This window comes from Nocardiopsis sp. RV163, from assembly GCF_001029525.1.
GTDB lineage: Bacteria > Actinomycetota > Actinomycetes > Streptosporangiales > Streptosporangiaceae > Nocardiopsis > Nocardiopsis dassonvillei.
Genome location: NZ_LEKI01000099.1, coordinates 1 through 22069, shown reverse-complemented (window position 1 = coordinate 22069; position 22069 = coordinate 1). Strand labels below are relative to the sequence as shown.

Genomic DNA, 22069 nt, shown 5'->3' with positions numbered 1-22069 from the left:
GCTTCACTCCGGGCCGCGGGGCCGGCCCGGAGTGAAGCGGGGGCGCGGGGTACCCCCCTTCTTCCTCGGGGGTGTTCCGGGAGGGCGTCGGCGGCGTTCCGGCGGCCCGGGCGGGCCACCGGGGGCGCTCCGCGGGCGCGCGGTCCGGCGCGTTCGCCGGATCGGGCGCGGCGCGCTCGGGGGGTGTTCCACCGCCCGGCGGGGTCGCCCGGCCGGGCTCTCCCCCGTGTTCCCGGCGGCCGTTTTCCTCGCTCAAGACCTGCTCCGTAAGTCGCTCGGCTGTGGGAAGGCACGGGACCGGCCGGGGACCTAGAGGAACCCCAGCCGGGACAGGCCGCGGTGCACCCGGGCCCAGAAACCCGAACCCGGCCCGGGCAGCGCGGCCACGGCGGACGAGGCCAGCCCCGCGGGAGCGTCCGCGAGCACCGTGTAGACGAAGCCGTTCGCCTGCCACATGCTCTGGTACTGGCCCGCGTCACCGCCGAAGATCGTGCCGTGTTGTGGTGTGACGCCGCTTCCCCCCGTCCCGGTTCCGGCGTATCCGTTCGGTTCTGTGGGGGAATGCTTGCTGTCCAGCTTCCCACGTTGGGTGAAAACCGACACCTGGGACAGACCGTCCGAGTAGACGGCGTGCACCACGCGGTGCCCGCCGTGCTCGGTGGACCGGGCGTCGACCAGCCTCAGGTTCCAAGCCAGGTACTCCGGGAGGGGCCACTCCTCGGCGCGCAGGTCCTCGCGCTCGGTCCGGGTGAGGGCGTCGCTCCAGGGGGAGTCGCCGAGCGCCTGCTCCGGCCAGTCCTCCTCCCCAAGTTCGAGCCCGGTGAGGCGGAAGCCGATCGCGTGCTCGCCGCCGGCGTCGTAGACGGTCCGGCCCAGGAGCAAACCGGTGGCTGTGTCCACCCAGAACCGCCCGGCTACAGTGCCGTCGGCGTGTCTGGCCTCCACCAGGCGGGCCTCCCGGCCGTCCAGGAGGGTGGGGCCCGCGTCCGAGACGGCGTAGGTGTCTCCGAGCATGCTGAGCAGGCGGTCGTCCAGCGACTCCAGAGCCGAGGAGGCGTCCACGACGAGGGCGGACCGCTCGTCTCCGATGGGGGCCAGCGCGATGCCGTCGCCGGGCCTGCTCACCACCCGCACGCGCAGCGCGCCGTCCTCGGCGGACTGCCCGCCCTCCACGTCCTCCGGTCCGGTGACCTCGCGCACGGCCGAGTAGGCGACCTCGTCCTCCGCGGCGGCGGCGCGGTGCAGCACCGACATCCCGTCGTCTTCCCCCTCGGCCGGGACGGCGGTGGGGCGGGGGTGCGCGGCGGCCGTGAGCAGCAGCGCGCACAGCAGTACCACGACGAGGATGGTGACCGGGGCGGAGTGCGCGGAGGAGGGTTCCTCCGCGCTCACCGGGTGGTTTCGGTGGGGCCGTGGGGGGTTTCGGCGGCGGTTGGCCGAGCGTCGAGCACCGGGATGTTGCGGCTGGTCAGCGCGTGCTCGACCGCGTAGTCGGCCAGACGGGGTTCGACCACGGGCGTCTCCTCGGTCTCGCCCCCGGCCACGAACGCGCTGCCGAGCAGGGCCGTGGCCACGGCGAAGCCCGCGACGGCGTAGCGGCCGCCGGGGAAGGCCGGGAACAGGTGCGCGAGGCGGTCGCCGCGGCGGCGGCGCTCGGGCGACGCGGCGCGCTCCGGCCGTGAGGGCGCCCGGCCGCCCGAGGCGGGCGGCGTGTCCCCCGAGGCCGGGGGCGCGGCGGCCAGTGCGCCGCCGGGGAAGCCCCCCAGGGGGCGCGAGGAGCCCAGGGGCGGACTGCTGCCGAAGCCTGTTCCGCCGGTGGAGGGGCCGAAGGGGCCCCCGTCCGAGGGCCCGGGGTCCCGGGACAGGCTGGTGAGCCGTCCCATGAAGTCCGTGTCTGGCTCGGGCTCGCACAGGCCGTTGAGGCGGCGCTTGAGGCGGCGCATCATGTCGGCCTCGAAGCGGCACGACTCGCACTTGGCCAGGTGGATGAGGGCGCTCTCGTGGTCGACAGGGCCGAGCTCGCCGTCGATGAGCGCGGAGAGCCGCTCTCCGAGGTGGTCCATACTCACTCCGCCTCCCCGTTGATGACGTTTCCGCCGCTGCGCGCCTCGTTGTCGGCGGCCAGGGACCGCCGGTGCTCCAGGGCCCGGCGCAGCTGGGCGCGGCCCCGGTGGATCCGGCTGCGGACGGTGCCGAGCTTGACGTCGAGCGTCGCCGCGATCTCCTCGTAGGAGAGCCCCTCGATGTCGCACAGGACGACCGGGGCGCGGAACTCGGCGGGCAGCGCGTCCAGGGCGGACTGGATATCGGCGTCGAAGTGCCGGTCGTCGTAACGCTGCGCGGGGGAGGGCTCGCGGCCCTCCAGGCGCTCGTCGGCGTTCTCGGCCAGGCCCTCGAAGCGGATGCGGGCCCGGCGGCGGGCCATGTCGAGGAAGAGGTTGGTGGTGATGCGGTGCAGCCACCCCTCGAAGGTGCCGGGGGTGTAGTTGGCCAGCGAGCGGAAGACCCGGATGAAGACCTCCTGCGTGAGGTCCTCGGCGTCGTGCTTGTTGCCGGTCAGCCGGTAGGCGAGCCGGTACACGCGCGGGGAGTGGGTCCGCACGACCTCGTCCCAGCTCGGGGGTTCCCATGCCTCGAATTCCACGGCAGGGCCGGACTCTGGCACCGCTGCTCCCTTCATCCCGTCGATTCGCCGCCAGGTTGGTCGGGGGGAGTTTGCTTCGTGGCGATCAACGTACGTTCATCCCGTTTCAACGCCCGGGGACGTGGATTAAGTTCCCGCCGCAACGCTCGGAGTTCGGTTCGGTTCAGGCTAGTCTTTTGCCAGGCACATGACCTGGCCGCGACCGACATTCTACGTTGGGTGACCACCCCCTGGTCAGAGCCCCACCAGACACGTGAACGCTGTGGAGGCCGTTATCGCCAGCCCGGAGGAGACCGCGGCCCGGATCACCTGGGTCCGCGCCGAGCAGTCCCGGTTCGAGCAGGACGCCATGGAGGACGAGCCCCTGGCGGAGGCCTACGAGGCGGGGAGCCGTTCGTCGGCTCCGCCGGTGGACGCGGCGACGGGCACGGCCCTGCGCTTCCTGGCCGCCTCGATCGGCGCCCGCTCCGTGGTGGAGATCGGCACCGGGTGCGGGGTGTCGGGGATCTGGCTGCTGCGGGGGATGAGCCCGGACGGGATCCTGACCACGGTGGACGCCAACGCCGCCTACCAGGACTACGCGCGCTCGGCGTACTCCCGCGCCGGCTTCGGCCCGGGGCGGGCCCGGCTGATCCGCGGGACGGCCCTGGATGTGCTGCCGAGGCTGACCGACGGCGGATACGACCTGGTGTTCGTGGACGCCGACACGGTGTCCTACCCCCTGTACATGGACGAGGCGCTGCGCCTGCTGCGCCCGGGCGGGATGGCGGTGTTCAACGGCGCCATGGTGGCCTCCAGCGAGCCGGACGGGCCCCTGCGAGTGCCCGATCCCCGCGAGACGGCCGTGCGCGAGGTGATCCGACGCGTGCGGGAGGGCGAGGAGTTCATCCCCATGCTGATGCCGGTGGGAGAGGGCCTGCTGGCCGCCATCCACCAGGGGACCCGCCAGCGGTGATCAGCCGCATCGACAGCGCGGACCCCGCGGCCTTCGACGCCTGGTATTCGGCCGTGCGGGCGGCCTCGCTCGCCGACCGCGACCCCGGCGTGGTCCCGCTCCCCCATCCGGACTCCCTGCGCGCGGTCCTGAGCGGACGGGGCGGCGAACGGCGGGCCCTGGCCTACGCGGCGCACGGGGAGGACGGCGGGGTGGCGGGCGCGCTCCTGCTGGAGTTGGGGGACCGGGACAACCTGCACCTGGCCGAGGTCGACGTCAACGTGCCCGTCCGGACGCGGCGCCGCGGCCACGGGACGCGCCTGTGGGAACACGCGGAGCGCGTCATGTCCGAGGAGGGGCGCACGACCGCGCTGGCCGAGGTCCAACTGCCCTCGGGCCGGTCCTTCGACGACTGGCCCGGCGCCCGCTTCGCGCTCGCGCTCGGGTTCGGCGTGGTCCACGAGGAGGACTACTACGTCCTGGGGCTTCCGCTGGCCGCGCGGACGCGCCAGGAGGTCGGCGCCGACCTGCTCGCCCCCGGATCCCGCTACGAGCTGCTGACCTGGACGGACGCGTGTCCGGAGGAGCTTTTGGAAGACTACGCGCGGCTGCGCACGCGGATGGAGGCCGACGTCCCGCTCGGGGAGACGGCCTTCGAGCGGGGGCTCTGGGACCCCGCGCGCGTGCGTGCCCAGGAGGAGCGCCGCCGCGCCCAGCGGTACCGCACGCTGGTCTGCGCGGCCCGGGCCGCCACCGGCGGCCTGGCCGGGTACAGCGAGATCGCCCTGCCCGAGGGGGAGGGCGCCGCCTACCAGGAGGACACCCTGGTGGCGCCCGAGCACCGGGGCAACCGCCTGGGCTCGGCGCTGAAGCTGCGCAACCTGGAGGTGCTGGCCGCGGAGTTCCCCGAGCGGGTCCAGGTCCGCACCTGGAACGCGCCGGAGAACGCCCCCATGCGCCGGGTCAACCTACGCCTGGGCTTTCGCCCGGTGGAGCGCATGCACGAGTTCCAGCGCGTCCTGCCGGGCGCGGGGCCCGGTTCTGTTTTTTGAACAGGTCTGAGCTGGTGGGGTGTTGGTTCGGGCGCCCACGGGGTTCTGGAGGGGCCGGAGACGGATTCGTGAGGAACGAGCGAATTCGTCGTAGGCGCCGAAGATTCCCGTGCTCCGGGCGCCCGAACACGGACCGAAGCGGAGCGCAGGTCCAAAAAACACTGCCTAGCGTCCGGCGAGCCAGCGCAGCAGCGTGCGCGTGGCGAAGGCGGTGCCGCCCCTGCTGAGCAGGCCGCTCTCCTTGGTCGAACGGCCGGGACCGGCGATGTCCAGGTGGGCCCAGGGCACGCCGCCGGTGAACTCGCGCAGGAACAGGGCCGCGTCGGTGGCTCCGGCCGGGCCGAACTCGCGGCGGGTGCCGATGTTGGCGAGGTCAGCCACACGGGACTTGGTGGTCTCGACGTACTCCTCGGTCAGCGGCATCCGCCACAGCGGCTCGCCGGAGGCCCTGCCCGCGTTCTCGATCTCGGCGGCCAACGCGTCGTCGGTGCTGTAGAGGGCGCCCGTGCCCGTGCCGAGCGCGACCTTGGCCGCGCCGGTGAGCGTGGCCACGTCCACGAGTACGTCCGGGGCCAGCGCGGCGACCGCGTAGCCCATGGCGTCGGCCAGGACCAGGCGGCCCTCGGCGTCGGAGTTGAGCACCTCCACGGTCGTGCCGTCGTAGGTGGTGAGCACGTCGCCGATGCGGGTGGCGTCGCCGCCGAAGGCGTTCTCGGCCAGGGCCAGCAGACCGGTCACCCGTACCGGGGCCCCCACGGCCGACAGCGCGGACAGCACGGCGAGCACGACCGCCGAGCCGCTCATGTCGGTCTTCATCAGCGACATGTTGTCGTTGGGCTTGAGCGAGAGGCCGCCGGTGTCGAAGGTGATGCCCTTGCCGACCAGCACCACGTGCGCGGTGGGGTTCTCGGGGGTGTAGGAGAGCTGGACGAGCCGGGAGGGGCGCGAGGACCCCCGACCGACGGCGAGGATCGCGCCGAAGCCGTCGCGCTCCAGCTCCGCCTCGTCCCAGACCCGCATCTGCAGGCCCGCGTCCTCGGCGACCTCGCCGGCTCGCGCGGCCATCCACGCGGGGTCCTTGGTCAGGGACGGGGTGTTGATGAGGTCGCGGGCCAGGGCGGTGGCCGCGGCCAGCCGGGTGCCGCGCTCCAGCGCGTCGGTGAGGTCACCGGGGTCCGGGGCCACCACCTCGACCACCGGGGCGGGGCGCTTGTCCGCCGGGGGTTCGGCGGTCTTGAGGCTGAAGGTGTAGGAGGCCAGGAGGGCGCCCTCGGCGAAGGCGGTGGCGGCTTCGGCGCCGGCACCCGGCCAGGCCAGGGCGACCCGCTCTCTTCCCCGGGCGGCCCGGGACAGGGCTGCGCCGGCCTTCCGGAGGTCGTCGGGGGAACCCGAACCGACCCCCAGAAGGGCCAGCCGTACCAGCCCCTGGTCCCGGGGCACCGGGAACTGGGCCAGCTCACCGGGTTTCCCGGTGAGCGAGTAGTGCGCGAACAGGTCGGTGAGCGGAGCCGGAAGCACCTGTGTCAGGCCGCCCTCAGCGACCCCTTCGACCTCCGCGGGTCCGCCGTCTCCCGAGAGGACGGGAAGGACCAGCAGGTCCGCGGTGGATTCGGCGAGGTTCCCCGAACGGGACTGGATCTCCGTGGCGAATGGCACAGGCCGCTCACAATCGTTCGCTGTCATGGGGGTCTACGGCCTCGGGGGCCGTCGGGCGTTCCGGCCCGGATGGGTGAGGGAAGAACGTGGTGCCGGACCTAGCCGACGACACCCTTGAGCGCGTCCCGGAGTTCGGTCGCCTCGGCCGGCGTCAGCTCGACGACCAGGCGTCCGCCCCCCTCCAGCGGGACCCGCATGATGATGCCGCGACCCTCCTTGGTGACCTCCATCGGCCCGTCGCTGGTCCTCGGCTTCATCGCCGCCATGCCATTCCCCTTTCTAGGTGTTCCTCGCGGGTGACCGGGGCCGACCCACAGCACCGGCGCCGATCCGCTTGGCCCGTCTCGGCTCCGGAGCCGTAGGCCGGTTCCGCGTGACTCGCGCCCGTGTGGCTTAAGGGACGTGAATCACTCTTCGACCATTATCTCGGAGGTTGGCCCCCGTGTGTGCGCCAGTCGGCGGCCGGGCCGCATTCGGCGGTTTCCACCAACGAGGAAACGTCGGTCAGTAAGGTTATATCGGTACTGGCCGAAATCCGGTGAGCGCACGGAGGTCCGTGCAGGACCCGACCGGAGGCGGCGGCCCGGACCCGGAAGACCGGCTACACCTGGACAACATCCCCGAACTGGGCTTTCGTCCCGGTGGGAAACCCTCCGCCCCGGGGCCGCGGTCGGACGGCTCCGAGACGGCACCACCTCCCGGCTGCCGGACCAGCGCCCGGAGAGGGCGGCGATCCGGACGACCGGATCAGCTCAGGGGCCCCGTCGACGTCATCCGGGTACCCTCGTCGGTGACAGAGGACCACTCCGCCCTCAGTCCGCCGTCCGCGACGGGCGACACGGTCAGCTCGGCCTCGTCGACGCAGCGGTCCTCCGGGTCGGCGGTCTCGGTGTAGGCGTAGACGCGCCGGTCGTTGTCGCCCGCGGACAGCACGAGCGTCCCCGAGCAGGCGAAGGTCGTCCAGGCGGTGCTGCCGCGCTCGGCGCCCTCCTCGATCCGCACCTCGGCGTGCCAGTCGGCGACGTGCTGGCCCTCGGTGTTCACCTGGACCATCTCGCCCGCCCAGGCTCCGACGAAGTACTCCGCCGGGGCGACGGCCTCCTGCGCGGTCTCTTCGCCGTCCGCCAGCAGGGCCCACGCGGTGGCCCCTCCGCCGATCAGGAGGACGGCCAGCGCGACCGCGCCCAGAACGGTGAACTGGCGGCGGCGCCTGCCGCTGTGCCGGGTCGACCTGGGCGGCGGCCACAGGGACAGCTGCACGGGGGAGGCGGCTGTCACGGAGGAAGCGGGCCCTTCGCGCCGGTCGTCGGCTCCCGACTCCAGTTCGGCTGCTGTGTCCATCCTCGCCATCCTCAAAGGTGATGCACCCGCTCCGGCGGAGCGGGGGGAACGCGGATACAGCGACCGAGGATAGAGCACCCGAACCCGCAGGTTTCGCCCTACGACCGCGCGGGGGCTGTGATGCACGGCATAGAAAAAGGCGAAGGCCAGGTCAGGACGGCATCGCCAAACGTGACCCGCGCCACAGGTTCGGGTACGGGGTCAGCGCCCGTCGCCGAGCGACGGGGAGGCGTCAGAGGCCCCGGGTTCTCCCGCCGCGCCGGGGCGCTCCCCGGCCCCGGCGGAGTCCTCCGCTTCCCCGGAGCCCGGTGGGGACTCGGGACTTCCGGCGGTTCCGGGGCGTCGATCGAACCCGGGGCTCCCGGCGGGCTCGGGGTCCCCGGGACCTTCCGAGCGCGCGGCGCCCTCCACGTCATCCCCGGCCTCCGGGGCGTCCTCACCCTCGACGCCCTCGATGACCTCGGTGGGCGCGGTGCCCCCTGTGGCACCCATGGGCGCGGTGGTCCCCACGGATCCGACGGGCGCGAAACCCCGGGCGGCGGGGTCCGCCTGGCCGGTCGGGGCCCCGGGCCGGAAGGCACCGCTCCCGAAGTCCGCGACCCCGGTGCTCCCGGCCGCGGCGGGGCGGCGCACGTCCTGCTCGGGGGCGTAGGCGTCGCCGGGCAGGTGCGCCCCGGGAACCGGACCGGTGCCCTCCGGAACGTAGGAGGGGTCCAGGCGCGACAGGCGCCATTCCAGGTCCTCGATGCGCTCCTCGCGCTCGCGCAGCGTGGCGGTGAGGCGCAGCAGCAGCTCGTCCACGGCGCGCACGTGGTAGCCCCACATGGCCAGGGGCAGCATCAGGCGACCCAGGTCGAAAGCCTTGACGGGCCGGTCTTCGGGCAGGGCGAGCGGGGGGTGGTCGGCCTCGAAGCGGGCGAGCTGGCCGCCCTTGCCCAGCACGATGTAGACGACGCCCACGAGGACGGCGAGCGCGGCGGCGGCGACGAGGACCATGATGAGAACGGGCACGGACACGATCGTGCCACACGCCGCCCGGGCCGGGCACGGCCGTCGCGGTCGGCCGCTGCCCCCGCCGGGACCACCGCGCCGGAGCGGCGCGCGGCCGGGGCCGTACGCCGCCGCCCGCCCGACGCCCCTACTGCTCGGGGCCGGGGCGGACCTCCGACTGCTCGTACTGGCGGTGGATGTCCAGGTGGGACTTGCGGATGATGTCGACCACCTCGTCGAGGTCGTCGGTCACATGGACCAGTTCCATGTCGTGCGACTTGATGAGCTGGTTCTCCAGCAGGCTGGAGCGGATCCAGTCCCGCATCCCGCCCCAGAACTCGGTGCCGATCAGCACGATCGGGAAGCGGGTGACCTTGTTGGTCTGCACGAGGGTGGCCGCCTCGAACAGCTCGTCCAGGGTGCCGAAACCCCCGGGCAGGACCACGAACGCCTGGGAGTACTTCACGAACATCGTCTTGCGGACGAAGAAGTACCGGAAGGTCACTCCGATGTCGACGTAGTCGTTGAGCGTCTGCTCGAACGGCAGCTCGATGCCGAGCCCCACCGAGAGCCCGCCCGCCTGCTGGGCGCCCTTGTTGACCGCCTCCATCATCCCCGGCCCGCCGCCGGTGATGGTGGCGTAACCGGCCTCCGCCAGCTTGGCGCCCATCTGGACGCCGATGTCGTAGTAGCGGTTGCCCTGGCGCAGGCGGGCCGAGCCGAACACGCTCACCGCCGAGGGCAGCTCCGAGAGCAGGCCGAAGCCCTCCACGAACTCCGACTGGATGCGCAGTACCCGCCAGGGGTCGGTGTGCACCCAGTCAGTGGGGCCCCGCTGGTCGAGGAGGCGCTGGTCGGTGGTGGTGTTGGGGATGGAGTCGCCCCGGTAGGTGAGGGGCCCGGCGCGTCGTACAGTCTCTTCTTCTTCCGTCATGACGTAAAGCTATCCGCGTGGAACCGGCTCACACCTGAACCTCACGTTTCACACGGGTGGCCGCGAAGGGCCTTTTCGCCGCCCCGGCCGGTGCCGGGGCTGGTCACGGGCCCGCCGACCGGGGCGCGGCGGGGCTCAGCGGGCGCCCGACAGCCAGGCGACCATGCGCTCCTCGGCCTCGCGGATGCGGGGGATCTCGGCGTACTCGTCCTTGGTGTGGGCGAGCGTCGGGTCGCCGGGGCCGTAGTTGACGGCGGGCACGCCCAGTTCGGAGAAGCGGGAGACGTCGGTCCAGCCGAGCTTGGCGCGGGCGCTGCCCTCCCCCACCTCGGTGACGAACGCCGCGGCCGAGGGCTCGTCCAGCCCGGGGCGGGCGGGGGCGGCGGCGTCGACCACGGCGACCTCGAACCCGTCGAAGACCTCGCGCAGGTGCGCCTCCGCCTCGGCGACGGACAGGTCGGGGGCGAAGCGGTAGTTGACCCGGACCACGCACTCGTCGGGGATGACGTTGCCCGCGACCCCGCCCTCGATGGCCACGGCGTTGAGGCCCTCGTGGAAGCGCAGCCCCTCCACCTCGGGCCGGCGCGGGGTGTAGGCGCGCAGGACGTCCAGGACCGCTCCGGCGCCGTGGATCGCGTTCACGCCCATCCAGGAGCGGGCGCTGTGGGCGCGCTTGCCCCGGGTGGTGACCTCAACGCGCATGGTGCCCTGGCAGCCGCCCTCGATGACGCCGTCGGTGGGCTCCATGAGGACCGCGAAGTCCCCCGCCAGCCACTCGGGGTGGTTGCGGGCCAGGCGGAGCAGGCCGTTGCGGGAGGCGTCGACCTCCTCGTTGTCGTAGAAGACGTAGGTGACGTCGTGCACCGGCTCGGCGACCAGGGCTGCCGTCCTGAGCTGGACGGCGACACCGGCCTTCATGTCCGAGGTGCCGCACCCGTAGAGGCGGTCGCCGACGACGCGGGAGGGCACGTTGTCCACGATGGGGACGGTGTCGATGTGCCCGGCGACGACGACGCGGCGGGGGCGGCCCAGGTCGGTGCGGGCGACGACGGCGTCGCCGTCACGGCTGACGCGCAGGTGGGGCAGGGCCGACAGTGCGCTCTCGACCGCGTCGGCGAGGACCTTCTCGTCGCCGCTCTCGGATCGGATGTCCACGAGTGCGGCGGTCAGGGCCGCGGCGTCCGAGGTCAGGTCCAGCATGTGTCGCCCCGTTTCGGTGAGGTTGGAAGCCGTCGGAGCGGGGGTGCCCCCGCTCCGGATCACTGTCCCCCAGTCTGGGGCAACCGGGGGCGCGACCAGAACTCACCGTGGAGCACGACGGGGCGCCCTCCCGTGCGGGAAGGGCGCCCCGGTCGGGTGCGGACGGATCAGGCGTTGACGCCGTGCTCGCGGAGCAGGTCGTTGAGCGCGAGCTTGTCGTGCTCCTCGCCCTCCTTAAGGCGCCTGAGCACGAGCAGCACCGGCATGCCGAAGTCGCCGCCGGGGAAGCTCTTGGCGCGGTTGGCGGTGACGCACACCGACCAGGCCGGGGCCTCGCCGCGCGGGAGCTCCTCGCCGGTCTCGGCGTCGAACACGCGGGTGGAGGAGGTGAGGATGGTGCCCGCGCCGAGCTTGGCGCCCCTGCGCACGCGGGCGCCCTCGACGACCATGCTGCGGGAGCCGAGGAAGGCGTCGTCCTCGATGACCACCGGGGAGGCCTGCGGCGGTTCGAGGACGCCGCCGACGCCGACGCCGCCGGACAGGTGGACGTTCTCGCCGACCTGGGCGCAGGAGCCGACCGTGGCCCAGGTGTCGACCATCGTGCCGGAGCCGACGTGGGCGCCGATGTTGGTGAAGGAAGGCATCAGGACGACGCCGGGGGCGAGGTAGGAGCCCCAGCGGGCGATCGCGCCGGCGACGACGCGGACGCCGTCGAAGCGGGTCTTGAGCGGCATCCGGTCGTGGTGGTAGAAGTCGCCGACGTGCGACTCCTTCATCTCCAGGACCTTGAAGCCGAGGAGGATGGAGCGCTTGGCGCGCTCGTCGACCACGACCTCGTCGGTGGAGGGGTCGACGAAGGCCACGCGGGCCTTGCCCTCGTCGATCTGGTCGATCGCGCCGATGATGGTCTCACGGGCCTCGGTGTGGCCGGGCGTGAGCTCGGCGCGGCTCTCCCAGAGTTCGTCGATGCGGTCGGGCAGCGGGCTGGAGTACGAGCTGGTCATGTGCACACACGTTAGCCGCTCGCCCCGGGTGCGGGGGCACGCCCTCCCCGAGGCGGCCGTCACCCCCGTACGCGGCCGACCACCGCGGCGGGCGGCGGCTACAATGCGGCCGTGGCGCCGCGTGCGCCCCCGCGCGACGCCCCCTGCCGGTGCGGAGCGCACACCTGTCGCCGACCCTTGGTTCGCCCGTGCCCAGTAAGCGCCGGAGGCTCTCCGCCTTCGTCAAGATCCTGCTCTCCCTGGTCCTCGTCTGCGGTTCGCTCGTCGCCGGGGCCTACTACGTGCTGACCACGTTCGAGCCGATCGACACCACTCCCCCGCCCGAGCCCGGCTGCCGCCTGACGATGTCCGACGGCCGGTACCCGATGGAGAACCCGCAGGCCGCGAGCGCGGCCACGGTGGGGGGTGTGGCGTTCGGCCGGGACCTGCCCCCGGAGGCCGTGACGATCGCCTTCGCCACGGTGTGGCAGGAGTCGGCGTTCTACAACGTGGAGTACGGCGACCGGGACTCCCTGGGGCTGTTCCAGCAGCGGCCCTCGCAGGAGTGGGGCGACCCGGAGCAGATCCTGGACCCGGTGTACGCCAGCAGCTCCTTCTACGAGGAGCTGGTGGAGGTGGAGGGCTGGAGGTCCATCCCGGTCTACGAGGCGGCCCAGGCGGTGCAGCGCAGCGCCGACGGCTACGCCTACGACCAGCACGAGCGCCTGTCCACCCGGATGGCCGAGGTCTTCACCGGCACGCAGGGGGCGGCGCTGACGTGCTGGTACGGCGCCGAGGGGCTGGCTGACCTGCGGTCCGGCGAGGCGGACACCGAAGCCGTCCTGGAGGAGATGGAGCGGGTGTTCGGCACCGCCCCCGCGGACCTGCCGCCGGACGGGGACGAGGAGCCGCGGACCGGCGACCTGGGCTGGGCGATGGCCTTGTGGGCGGTGGCCCACGCCGAGGAGTACGGGCTGACGTCGGTGTCCTACGACGGGCAGCGGTGGCGGGCCTCGGACGGCACGGACGGCGCCGAGGACTGGTCTGCGGCCGACGGGGGCGACACCGGGGGCGGCCTGGTCCTGGAGTGACCCGGTGGTCCGGGACGGTTCGCGGGCCCGCTTCCGGGCCGGTTGGCCGACCGGCTCGGCCACCGGCCCCGGGCCGGTGGCCGGGCGGCGGGGCACGCCGCATGGCACCGGGGCGGGTGGGCCCCGGTACGGCAACGGGACCGCCCCCCCGGTACGCGGCGGCCACCGCCTCCCGTCCGCCTGTGGACGACCGGCCGGGCCGCCCGGACGGCGGCCCGGCCTCAGGCCAGGCGCTCGGCCGCGGCCCCGACCCGCTCGTCGGTGGCGGTGAAAGCCACGCGCACGTGTCCGGCGCCCGCCGGGCCGTAGAAGTCCCCGGGGGCGACCAGCACACCGCGTTCGGCGAGGTGGGCCACCGCGCCCCAGGCGTCGTGGTCGGGGTGGGCCGCCCACAGGTACAGCCCGGCCTCGGAGTGCCCGATGCGCCATCCCGCGCCCTCCAGGGCCTCGCGCAGCCTGGCGCGACGGGAGCGGTAGCGCTCCTTCTGCTCGGCGGCGTGCGCGTCGTCGTCCAGGGCGGCGCTCATGGCCGCCTGGACGGGCGCGGGGACGATCATCCCCGCGTGCTTGCGCACCGCCAGCAGCTCCTCGACAAGCGCGGGGTCCCCTGTGACGAAGGCCGCTCGGTACCCGGCCAGGTTGGAGCGCTTGGACAGCGAGTGCACGGCCAGCAGGTTGTCGTGGGAGCCGCCGCACACGTCCGGGTGCAGGATGGACACCGGTTCGGCGCCGTCCCAGCCCAGGTCGAGGTAGCACTCGTCGGAGGCCACGATCGCGCCGCGCTCGCGGGCCCACTCCACCACCTTGCGCAGGTGCGCGGTGCCCAGGACCCGGCCGGTCGGGTTGCTCGGCGAGTTCACCCACACCAGGCCGACGGGGGCGGGGCCCAGGGAGGTCAGGCCGTCGGAGGCCACCGGGGAGGCCCCGGCCACGCGCGCGCCGATGTCGTAGGTGGGGTAGGCCAGCTCGGGGTGGACCACCGTGTCGCCCGCGCCGAGGCCCAGGAGCGTGGGCAGCCAGGCCACGAGTTCCTTGGAGCCCACGGTGGGCAGGACGGCGCCCTCATCGACGCGCACGCCGTGGCGGCGCTCCAGCCAGCCCGCGACGGAGGCGCGCAGCGCGGGTGTGCCCCAGGTCTGGGGGTAGCCGGGCGCGTCGGCGGCGTCGGCGAGGGCCTTGCGCAGCAGGGCGGGAACCGGGTCGACGGGGGTGCCCACGGACAGGTCGACGATGCCGTCGGGGTGCTCGGCGGCCCTGCGCTTGTAGGGCGCCAGCCGGTCCCACGGGAAGGTCGGGAGCCGCTTCGCCACGGGTCGCCGCTCGGCCATCGCACTTACTCCATCCAGGTCGGGTCTGTTGCCACAGGTCACACGGGACCGCGCGTCACACAGGAATCGCGCCGACCCCCGCCACGGGGGTCGGCGCGAGACGTCGTCCAAGCCGGGCTGGTCGGGCCCGCGCACCCTCTGCGCCATAGGGGTGCCGGGGGCGTCCCCGGCCCCGAAGCGCCGGAACCCGCCCGGCGCGCCGCCGGGCTACTCGGCCTGCGGCGGCAGCTTGGCCACGAGCGGGTGGTCGCGGTCGATCTTGCCGACCTTGGAGGCGCCGCCCGGGGAGCCGAGGTCGTCGAAGAAGTCGACGTTGGCCTTGTAGAAGTCGGACCACTGCTCGGGGAGGTCGTCCTCGTAGTAGATGGCCTCCACCGGGCAGACAGGCTCACACGCACCGCAGTCAACGCACTCGTCCGGGTGGATATAGAGCATGCGGTCGCCCTCGTAGATGCAGTCCACGGGGCACTCGTCAATGCACGCCTTGTCCAGTACATCAACACAGGGCTGCGCGATGACGTAGGTCACGTCGTACTCCTTGTCTCACCCCCGCGTTCCACGGGGGAGGCGGGGATCTTCGCAGACTCCGGGCCGGGACCGGCGTGCGGGCGCCCTAGCCCCTGTTCCCGGGCTCTGCAAGCAATTGGCACAGATGTCGTAGTCCTAGTATGACGGCGGAGAACACCCAGCGCACAATCGGGGGGCATTTCCTTGCACATGGGAGGACGTCTGGTCCACAGGATCTCTCCCGCCGACACCGGTCGGCGCGTCTCCGTACGAATACGCCTCCCCGAGGGCGGGTTCACCGATATCGTCGGTGTCGTGGAGTCCTGGGACGACGGCGTCCTCACCGTGCGCCGCCGTGACGGCTCGGCGGTGGAGGTCGCCGAGTCGACGATCGCCGCGAGCCGGGTCGTTCCCCCCGCACCCCCTCGCCGCCGCGGTGGGAATCCGCCGCGAACGCCCTGAACCCCGTGCGTTCCGGGTTCCACGGAGTGAGGCGGCGTCCGCCCGGCGGACGTCGCGAGGCGCACAGGTCGCGCCTGGACAGTGGCATTCTTCGGGCCCTGCGGGGTAGAAAACGCACAGTTCCGCGGCGGGTCCAGCCGGTCCGCCGGGGAACCGACTAACGAAGCATCGCGCCCCCCGGCGGCACATCCACGCGGAACGGGCGCCGGTACGCGGGGAGGTGGTGAGCGCCCGTCATGCGCGAAGCAGTAGCGTCCGCCCTCGCCGAGCTGGCGAGCCGGGACGAGCGGGCGGCCGACATGGCCCGGTCGGCCCTGGACACGCTGGCTCCGGAGCGGGAGATCGAGAGGCTCAACCAGCACGCCGTGCAGCGGTTCTGCTGGTTCGAACTCCCGGTCCGCTTCCACGACCGCGCCGAGGACCGGCTGTTCGCGGTCAGAGCCCTGGGCAGCCTCTTCGCCCTCCTCCAACTGCACCGGTACGCGCAGATCTGCTCGGCGCCGGAGACCGCGGCCCTGCTCACCGTCTACGACGGCGACCACACCGCGGGCCTGGCGATGTACGAGCGGCTCATGTGGGAGTCGGGCGTGGAGCCGCCGGACCTGCCCGAGCTGACCTGGGGGACGGCGGTCGGCGACGCCGAGATCGAGGCCCGCGACGAGACCGCGTCGGCGCTGGAGCTGGCGATCACCCTGGGCGACGTGCGCCCCGGCAAGCGCGGGTGGCGGCCCGCCCAGGAGAGGTTCGCCCGCTCCTTCCTCACACAGCCGGACAACCGGGGGCTGAGCCACCTGGACCGGATCCGCGAGGAGCGGGTGCGCGCCTGGTTGAGCTCGTCCGCGCACCCGCACCGCCAGCGCCTGTGGCCGCTGGTGGGCCAGATCATCGCGGGCGCCGACGTGCCGCGCGGGGCCGAGGCCGCGATGGCGCCGCTCCAGCGGCTGCTGGACCTGGCCGCGGAGGGGATCGCGCTCACCCAGATCGGCTACATCTCGCCGGGTGTGGTGCGCCAGATGTGCGAGGACTTCGGGTGGCGGACCACCCCCGAACCGCCGCGCAGCGAGACCGACGCCATGCAGCTCATCGCCCTGCACCAGGCGCTGCGGGGAATGCGCGCGGTCCGCAGGTCGGGCCGCCGCCTGGTCCTGACGCGGCGCGGGCGCCAGTTGCGGGAGGACCCCGAGGCGCTGTGGCAGGCGGCCACCGAGACCCTGTGCCGCACCGGGGGCCTGGACCAGGCCGCGGCGGAGACGCTGCTGGGCATGCTGCTGGCGCGCACCCCGCAGGGCAGCGGTTCGCACGCGCGCCGCGGCGAGTCGGACGTGGAGGCGGCGGAGAGGGCGCTGACCGAATCGGGGTGGGTCCCGGCGGAGCCCCCGGCTCCCTCGGGCAGGCACGCCGCGTCTCACCGGCGTACCGCGGAGGCCGCCTCGGACCAGGTGCGCGCGCTGGTGATGGCGGTGAGCTGGCTGCTGGAGACCCTGGGCCTGCTCACCGACGACGACGGCGCGGGACGCCGGGAGCTGACCGCGCCGGGGCGGGCGTTCGCGATCGCCTGCCTGCACCAGTCGGCGGTGGCGCCGCGGGCCGTGGTCTGACCGGCGGGCCGCCTCCTGCCGCGCCCCTCACCGGCCACCCGCTGCGAGCGGGTGCCGACCAGGGCCTAACCTGGAGCGCGAACCATCCGAGACCAGCAGGAGCACCATGCCCGCGCCCGAGCCGCCGCGCAAGGCGGAGACGACCGACGTGCCCGAGGCCGGCGGGGCAGTCGCCGACCCGTGGGAGCAGATGCCCGAGGACGCCCTCAACCGGCCCGGCCTGGGGCGGGACGCCGAGGGCCCCGGCGGCGACGGGGGCTCCGGAACCGGCGCCCGTCCCCGGGACGCCTCGGGGGCGGAGGACGCGAAGGCCCCGTCCGCGTCCCCGGAGGTGACCGATGGCGCCTCACCGGGCGGCCCCGACGCCGCGCGCCCCGGGAGCTGGGCGGACTTCCTGCCCAGCCCGGTGTTCGTGCTGCTGCTGGGCCTGGCCGGGTTCGCGGGCTGGCTGTCGTGGACCGCAGCGGAGCTGGAGTGGGCCGCCGAGGGCACCAGCGTCACCCCGCTGGTCCCGCCGCTGTTCATCCTGCTCTGCTGGATCGCCTCCCTGGCCGTGCACGAGTTCGCGCACGCCCTCGCCGCCTACCTGGCCGGCGACCGCTCGCTGCGCGGCAGCGCCTACCTGAGGCTGAACCCGTTCGCCTACCGGCAGGCCTTCGCCGGACTGGTCCTGCCCTCGGCCTACCTGGGCCTGGGCGCCTTCGGCATGACCGGTCCGCCCACCTACGTGGACTGGGACCGCATCCCGTCCCGGGGCCGCCGCGTCCTGGTGGCGCTCGCCGGACCGCTGGCCAGCCTCCTGGTGGCCGCCGCGTTCGCGGTCACCGTGTCCGTCCTGGTGCCCCCGGGCAACGACACGACCAACTGGGCGATCTCGGCGATGGCCTTCCTGTGCTTCGCGAACCTGACGGCCGCCCTGATCAACCTGCTGCCCGTGCCCGGTCTGGACGGCTTCGAGGTGCTGGCCGCCCGGACGCGCGGCACGTGGGTCGCCACGGCCCGGGCCAACGCACTGTTCGGCTCGGTGGCCGTGTTCGCGGTCCTGTGGTTCCCGGGCCTGAACGACCTGCTGGTGGACGCGGTGTACGGCCTGTTCGACCTGGTGCTGCCCAACCCGGTGTTCCGCGGCATCGCCTTCTACGGCGAGCTGCTCCTCCAGTTCTGGGCCTGACCGGAACCGGGGCCTCGGAGGCCCGTGAGGCGGGCGCCTCACGGGCCTCCCGCCTTCGGGGGCCGCGCTCCTAGCCCTCGCGCCAGGGCCGCGCCTTGCCGGAGGGCCGCGTCCGTTGGTAGCCCCCGGCGGCGGGCGGCGCGTCGGCCCCGGGCGCCGCGGTCCTCGGGGAACCCGGCGGCGGCGCGAACGACCAACTGCGGATCACGGCGAACACCAGCACGAGCATCACCCCGAAGAGGTACGCGTTGTGCATGATGTGGTTCGTGAGCACGATGTCGCCGCCGGGCATGTAGCCGACCATCCCGATCAGCACGGCCAGGTAGCCGAGCGCGAAGGCCGCCGCCCCGGAGGCGCGGCGGCTGCCCCACGCGCACAGGCGGCAAGCGCCGTACAGCAGCACCAGGAAGGCCAGCAGCCCCACCGCGCCCACGGCCCGGACCGCTGTGCCCGCGCCCCAGTGCAGGGTCAGCCAGCCCGCGCCGGTGGTGGCGAGCATGCCCGCCGCGGCGCCGAGCAGCAGCAGGACCACGAGGGTCGTCCCTGTCAGCACCGGCGACAGGAAACCGGCGGAGGGCTTGCCCTCGGCGGGTACGGCGGTCTCAGGTGTGGTGGTCACAGCGACGAGGGTAGACGCTCGGCCCCACCGGTCGCGGTCACAGCCCCGCGAACAGGTCGGTCTCGTACTCCCCGTGCTGGATGCGCGTCGTCGGCCCCACCAGCAGGGTGAAGTACTCCACGGCGTCGATCTCCTGGGCGATGTCGTTGGACAGGGCGAAGCGCTCGCCCTCCACCGTGATCTGCGTGGCGTGGGCTCGCATCGCGAGCGCCTTGGCCGCCCAGTGGTCGGTGGCGTCCACACGGGTGGTCACCGCCGTCTCGGGGGTGCCCCGGGCGATGTCGGACACCCGGACGGGCGGGGTGAAGGAGCCGGACTCCTCCCGCAGCCGCGCGATGGACGCCTCGATGCGCGAGACCGGCTGGGCGATCGCGTAGAGCTTGCGGACCCGCCAGGGTGTGCCGGGCATGGACCGCTCCCCCGCCCGGAGGAAGGCCCGGCGCGCGACCCTGTGCGCCTGGACGTGGTCGGGGTGCCCGTAGCCGCCGTGCTCGTCGTAGCTGACCAGCACGTGCGGGCGGACCTCGCGGATGACCTGCGCCAGGAGTGTGGCGGCCTCCTCCACGTCAGCGCCCCAGAACGCCCGGGGGTGCCCGTTGGTGGGCGCGCCCATCATCCCCGAGTCCCGGTAGCGGCCGGGGCCGCCCAGGAAGCGGTGGTCGCGCACGCCGAGCGCCAGACAGGCCTTGTCCAGCTCGCCGATCCGGTGCTCGCCGAGGGTGTCCCCTCGGTCGGAGGCCAGGTGCGCGAGGTCGTCCGGGATGACCTCGCCCTCCTCCCCCAGCGTGCAGGTCACCAGGGTCACACCGGCACCCTCGGCCGCGTACTTGGCCAGGGTGGCTCCGGTGACGATGCTCTCGTCGTCGGGGTGCGCGTGCACCATCATCAGTCGCCTGTCAGTCACGTAGCGAACGATACCGGTCGCATCCGCCCGCCACCTCCCGCATCGCGCTCTCCACCGGGGGCTTCGGGCCGCCGGTCCGGCTCCCCGCCCGGGTGCGGTATGGGACACAATCGGCCTATGAGCTTTCCTCGCCAACAGGCCCGCACGCAGCGCTTCTCGATCGGTGTCCCCCGCGCGTTCCAGATCTCGCCGGACGGAAGGCGCGTCGCCTTCCTCCGGGGACGCGACGGGGTGGACAAGGCCACCTGCCTGTGGGTGCACGACACGGAAGGGACGGGAACGGACACGGTGGTCGCCGACCCCCGCTCCCTGGGCGCCGACGACGAGAACCTCCCGCCCGAGGAGCGGGCCCGCCGCGAGCGGCTGCGCGAGAGCGGCGGCGGGATCGTGTCGTACTCGGTGGACGAGGCGTTCACCCGCGCGGTGTTCACCCTGTCCGGGCGGCTGTTCTACGTCGACCTGGTCGGCGACGGCGCCGCTCCGCGCGAGCTGCCCGCCGCCACCCCCGTCGTGGACCCGCGCATCAGCCCGGCGGGAGACCGGGTCGCCTACGTCAGCGGCGGCGCGGTGCGCGTCCTGGACATCGCCGCAGCCGAGCCGGACCACGGCGACCGCCCGGTGGCCGAACCGGACGGCCCCGACGTCACGTGGGGCCTGGCCGAACTGGTGGCCGCCGAGGAGATGGGGCGCTACCGGGGCTTCTGGTGGGCGCCGGACGGCTCCGCGCTCGCCGTCGCGCGCGTGGACGAGTCCGGGGTGAACACCTGGTACGTCTGCGACCCCGGCAGCCCCGCGCAGGAGCCGACGGCCCTGCGCTACCCGCCCGCGGGCGGCGCCAACGCCGACGTGCGCCTGGCGGTGTTCCGGGTCGGCCCGCGTGGGGGCGGGCGGCCCGAACCGGCCTGGGTCGAGTGGGACCGCGAGGCCCTGCCCTACCTGGCCACGGTCGGCTGGACGACCGGGCCGGACGGCACGCCCACCGTGGTGTTCACCGCGCAGAGCCGCGATCAGCGCACGCTGACCCTGTTCAGCGCCGACCCCGCGACCGGCCTGGCGGTGGAGTCGCGCACCGAGTCCGACGGCGTGTGGGTCGAGCTGATGCCGGGCGTTCCCGCCTTCACCGGTGCGGGCGACCTGGTGTGGATCGGCCGCGAGGCCGGGGGCGAGCGCCGGATCTACGTCGGCGACGCCCCGGTCAGCCCCCCGGACGTGTACGTGCGCGGCGTGGTGGACGTGGACGGTGACCGGGTCCTGTACTCGGGTTCGCCCGCCGGGAGCCCCGCGGACGTGTCTTTGTGGCTGGTCGAGCTGGGCACGGGCCTGGCCGCGCCGGTGGAGGTACCCGGGCACGGGTGCAGCACGTCCGCGGACTCGGGTGCGCACAGCGGCGTGCGCTCGGGGCGGCTGCGCGTCGACACGCTGGTGGTGCAGCACCGGTCGATGGACTTCCCGGGCGCGCGCACGGTGGTGCTGCGCGGCGCGGCCACCGAGACGCGCCGCTCCTGCTCGGAGATCGAGAGCCTGGCCGAGGCCCCGGACCTGCCCGAACCGCGCGTGGAGTTCTGGCGAGCCGGTGAGCGGCGGATCCCGAGCGCACTGGTGCTGCCCTCCTGGTACCGGGAGGGGCTGCGCCCGCTGCCGGTGCTGATGGCGCCCTACGGCGGTCCGCACGCCCAGCGGGTGCTCAACGCGCGCGGGGCTTACCTGACCGCCCAGTGGTACGCCGAACAGGGGTTCGCGGTGCTCATCGCGGACGGCCGGGGCACGCCGGGCCTCGGGGTGGAGTGGGAGCAGAGCGTCCACCTCGACCTGGCCGCGCCGGTCCTGGAGGACCAGGTGGCGGCGCTGGAGGACGCGGCGGAGCGGTTCGACTTCCTGGACGTGTCGCGGGTGGGCATCCACGGCTGGTCGTTCGGCGGGTACCTGGCCGCGCTGGCGGTGCTGCGCCGCCCGGACGTGTTCCACGCGGCGGTGGCGGGCGCTCCGGTCATCGACTGGGAGCTGTACGACACCCACTACACCGAGCGCTACCTGGGCACCCCCGGGGGCGAGCCGGAGGCCTACGGGCGCAGTTCGCTCCTGGCGGAGGCGGCCAAGCTGGAGCGCCCGCTGATGATGGTCCACGGCCTGGCGGACGACAACGTCGCCTTCGCGCACACGCAGCGGATGTCGTCGGCGCTGATGGCGGCGGGGCGCCCGCACACGGTGCTGCCGCTGTCGGGGGTGACGCACTCGCCCTCGGACCCCACGGTCGCGGAGAACCTGATGCTGCTCCAGGTGGAGTTCCTCAAGGAGAACCTACGCGGCGAGGGTTAGCGCCCGCCCGGGTCGGTGCCCCCGGTCATGTCCTCGGGGCAGTCGGTGACGGGGGCGCCGACCACCCCTGGCGGCCGGCCCGGCTCGCCTCGCCGAGGACGGCCCGCAGGGACTCCACGTCGGACGTCCGGCCCCCCGGGGCCCGTCCTCCGGCGCGGAGCAGGCCGTGAAGCCCGGCGCGCCGAGGCCAGCCCGACGGCCTCGCCCACCGCCGCCTCCGCGTTCTCGGGGTCGGCCAGCGCGGCGGGTCCACCGGTGTCCGCCGCGCCCTGGCCGAGGGCGGCGTCCGGCCGGACCGGCGGGTCCGGCGGGGCGCGGGCGCTCCGGCCCCCGCCGGAC

At 73.9% G+C, this 22069-nt stretch carries 20 protein-coding genes and 1 pseudogene; 7 read left to right on the top strand and 14 right to left on the bottom strand.

The features are described 5' to 3' along the window. Positions 1–309: 309 nt before the first annotated feature. From ABD54_RS17395 to sigE, 3 genes are read right to left on the bottom strand one after another with little or no spacing between them, the layout of a single operon-like run. Positions 310–1392, bottom strand: coding sequence for a hypothetical protein (locus tag ABD54_RS17395; RefSeq protein WP_047870552.1), 1083 nt, complete (start codon positions 1390–1392; stop codon positions 310–312). Next, positions 1389–2063 (bottom strand): anti-sigma factor, encoded by a 675-nt coding sequence (locus tag ABD54_RS17390; protein ID WP_047870551.1) that lies wholly within the window; start codon positions 2061–2063, stop codon positions 1389–1391. Before ABD54_RS17390 ends, ABD54_RS17395 begins: the two co-directional genes overlap by 4 nt. A gap of 2 nt (positions 2064–2065) precedes the next feature. Continuing rightward, positions 2066–2680 (bottom strand): RNA polymerase sigma factor SigE, encoded by a 615-nt coding sequence (gene sigE / locus ABD54_RS17385; protein ID WP_165435966.1) that lies wholly within the window; start codon positions 2678–2680, stop codon positions 2066–2068. A 313-nt stretch (positions 2681–2993) separates the two neighbouring features. Here sigE and ABD54_RS17380 point away from each other — a divergent pair, with 313 nt between their 5' ends. Next, entirely contained in the window at positions 2994–3599 is a 606-nt protein-coding gene (locus ABD54_RS17380; RefSeq protein WP_047870554.1) for an O-methyltransferase, read from the top strand. Then, positions 3596–4630 (top strand): GNAT family N-acetyltransferase, encoded by a 1035-nt coding sequence (locus ABD54_RS17375; protein WP_047870550.1) that lies wholly within the window; start codon positions 3596–3598, stop codon positions 4628–4630. Before ABD54_RS17380 ends, ABD54_RS17375 begins: the two co-directional genes overlap by 4 nt. A gap of 165 nt (positions 4631–4795) precedes the next feature. Here the strand turns inward: ABD54_RS17375 and ABD54_RS17370 are convergent, their stop codons facing one another. The 7 genes and pseudogenes from ABD54_RS17370 to ABD54_RS17345 form a co-directional block, all read right to left on the bottom strand. Continuing rightward, positions 4796–6286 carry a leucyl aminopeptidase gene (locus ABD54_RS17370; protein ID WP_047870549.1) on the bottom strand — a complete coding sequence of 497 codons (1491 nt, stop codon included), beginning with the start codon at positions 6284–6286 and terminating at the stop codon, positions 4796–4798. Positions 6287–6384: 98 nt separating this feature from the next. After that, positions 6385–6552 carry a DUF3117 domain-containing protein gene (locus ABD54_RS27385; protein ID WP_013154899.1) on the bottom strand — a complete coding sequence of 56 codons (168 nt, stop codon included), beginning with the start codon at positions 6550–6552 and terminating at the stop codon, positions 6385–6387. Between the two features lie 481 nt (positions 6553–7033). Continuing rightward, entirely contained in the window at positions 7034–7627 is a 594-nt protein-coding gene (locus ABD54_RS17365) for a hypothetical protein (protein WP_047870548.1), read from the bottom strand. 653 nt (positions 7628–8280) lie between these two features. Beyond that, positions 8281–8638: pseudogene (locus ABD54_RS17360) on the bottom strand (hypothetical protein); the annotation flags it as partial. 127 nt (positions 8639–8765) lie between these two features. Further along, positions 8766–9551, bottom strand: a complete 786-nt coding sequence (locus ABD54_RS17355; RefSeq protein WP_047870547.1) for a TIGR00730 family Rossman fold protein — start codon at positions 9549–9551, stop codon at positions 8766–8768. A gap of 135 nt (positions 9552–9686) precedes the next feature. After that, a complete protein-coding gene (dapE, locus tag ABD54_RS17350) occupies positions 9687–10751 on the bottom strand; it encodes a succinyl-diaminopimelate desuccinylase (RefSeq protein WP_047870546.1) in 1065 nt (354 codons plus the stop codon). A 167-nt stretch (positions 10752–10918) separates the two neighbouring features. Continuing rightward, positions 10919–11755 carry a 2,3,4,5-tetrahydropyridine-2,6-dicarboxylate N-succinyltransferase gene (locus ABD54_RS17345; RefSeq protein WP_047870545.1) on the bottom strand — a complete coding sequence of 279 codons (837 nt, stop codon included), beginning with the start codon at positions 11753–11755 and terminating at the stop codon, positions 10919–10921. 188 nt (positions 11756–11943) lie between these two features. Here ABD54_RS17345 and ABD54_RS17340 point away from each other — a divergent pair, with 188 nt between their 5' ends. Further along, the gene (locus ABD54_RS17340; protein WP_047870544.1) at positions 11944–12825 is read left to right on the top strand and encodes a hypothetical protein; all 882 of its coding nucleotides are present in this window, start codon (positions 11944–11946) and stop codon (positions 12823–12825) included. A gap of 221 nt (positions 12826–13046) precedes the next feature. Here the strand turns inward: ABD54_RS17340 and dapC are convergent, their stop codons facing one another. Next, a complete protein-coding gene (gene dapC / locus ABD54_RS17335) occupies positions 13047–14153 on the bottom strand; it encodes a succinyldiaminopimelate transaminase (protein ID WP_047870543.1) in 1107 nt (368 codons plus the stop codon). 207 nt (positions 14154–14360) lie between these two features. Continuing rightward, the gene (fdxA, locus tag ABD54_RS17330; protein ID WP_013154907.1) at positions 14361–14681 is read right to left on the bottom strand and encodes a ferredoxin; all 321 of its coding nucleotides are present in this window, start codon (positions 14679–14681) and stop codon (positions 14361–14363) included. 183 nt (positions 14682–14864) lie between these two features. Between fdxA and ABD54_RS27380 the strand changes: the two genes are divergently transcribed. The 3 genes from ABD54_RS27380 (at position 14865) to ABD54_RS17320 (ending at position 17891) form a co-directional block, all read left to right on the top strand. Further along, positions 14865–15122, top strand: coding sequence for a hypothetical protein (locus ABD54_RS27380; protein ID WP_082166867.1), 258 nt, complete (start codon positions 14865–14867; stop codon positions 15120–15122). A gap of 236 nt (positions 15123–15358) precedes the next feature. After that, a complete protein-coding gene (locus ABD54_RS17325; protein ID WP_047870542.1) occupies positions 15359–16720 on the top strand; it encodes a hypothetical protein in 1362 nt (453 codons plus the stop codon). A 106-nt stretch (positions 16721–16826) separates the two neighbouring features. Further along, the gene (locus tag ABD54_RS17320; RefSeq protein WP_047870541.1) at positions 16827–17891 is read left to right on the top strand and encodes a site-2 protease family protein; all 1065 of its coding nucleotides are present in this window, start codon (positions 16827–16829) and stop codon (positions 17889–17891) included. Positions 17892–17961: 70 nt separating this feature from the next. On the opposite strand, the gene ABD54_RS17315 is transcribed toward ABD54_RS17320, so the two are convergent. Both ABD54_RS17315 and mshB read right to left on the bottom strand, forming a co-directional pair. Then, complete coding sequence (locus ABD54_RS17315; protein ID WP_047870540.1) at positions 17962–18510, bottom strand: hypothetical protein; 549 nt, start codon at positions 18508–18510, stop codon at positions 17962–17964. Positions 18511–18547: 37 nt separating this feature from the next. Beyond that, positions 18548–19414, bottom strand: a complete 867-nt coding sequence (mshB, locus tag ABD54_RS17310) for an N-acetyl-1-D-myo-inositol-2-amino-2-deoxy-alpha-D-glucopyranoside deacetylase (RefSeq protein ID WP_200904130.1) — start codon at positions 19412–19414, stop codon at positions 18548–18550. A gap of 117 nt (positions 19415–19531) precedes the next feature. On the opposite strand from mshB, the gene ABD54_RS17305 reads away from it, so the two are divergent. Further along, positions 19532–21730, top strand: a complete 2199-nt coding sequence (locus ABD54_RS17305) for a S9 family peptidase (protein ID WP_047870538.1) — start codon at positions 19532–19534, stop codon at positions 21728–21730. Positions 21731–22069: the final 339 nt, after the last annotated feature.

Bases quoted from the DNA above. Each gene is read 5' to 3' on its own strand.
- ABD54_RS27385 (WP_013154899.1), bottom strand. From the start codon at position 6,552: ATGGCGGCGATGAAGCCGAGGACCAGCGACGGGCCGATGGAGGTCACC.
- sigE (WP_165435966.1), bottom strand. From the start codon at position 2,680: ATGAAGGGAGCAGCGGTGCCAGAGTCCGGCCCTGCCGTGGAATTCGAG.
- ABD54_RS17320 (WP_047870541.1), top strand. From the start codon at position 16,827: ATGCCCGCGCCCGAGCCGCCGCGCAAGGCGGAGACGACCGACGTGCCC.
- ABD54_RS17355 (WP_047870547.1), bottom strand. From the start codon at position 9,551: ATGACGGAAGAAGAAGAGACTGTACGACGCGCCGGGCCCCTCACCTAC.
- ABD54_RS17305 (WP_047870538.1), top strand. From the start codon at position 19,532: ATGAGCTTTCCTCGCCAACAGGCCCGCACGCAGCGCTTCTCGATCGGT.
- ABD54_RS17345 (WP_047870545.1), bottom strand. From the start codon at position 11,755: ATGACCAGCTCGTACTCCAGCCCGCTGCCCGACCGCATCGACGAACTC.
- dapE (WP_047870546.1), bottom strand. From the start codon at position 10,751: ATGCTGGACCTGACCTCGGACGCCGCGGCCCTGACCGCCGCACTCGTG.
- ABD54_RS17365 (WP_047870548.1), bottom strand. From the start codon at position 7,627: ATGGACACAGCAGCCGAACTGGAGTCGGGAGCCGACGACCGGCGCGAA.
- dapC (WP_047870543.1), bottom strand. From the start codon at position 14,153: ATGGCCGAGCGGCGACCCGTGGCGAAGCGGCTCCCGACCTTCCCGTGG.
- ABD54_RS17380 (WP_047870554.1), top strand. From the start codon at position 2,994: ATGGAGGACGAGCCCCTGGCGGAGGCCTACGAGGCGGGGAGCCGTTCG.
- ABD54_RS17390 (WP_047870551.1), bottom strand. From the start codon at position 2,063: ATGGACCACCTCGGAGAGCGGCTCTCCGCGCTCATCGACGGCGAGCTC.
- ABD54_RS17325 (WP_047870542.1), top strand. From the start codon at position 15,359: ATGCGCGAAGCAGTAGCGTCCGCCCTCGCCGAGCTGGCGAGCCGGGAC.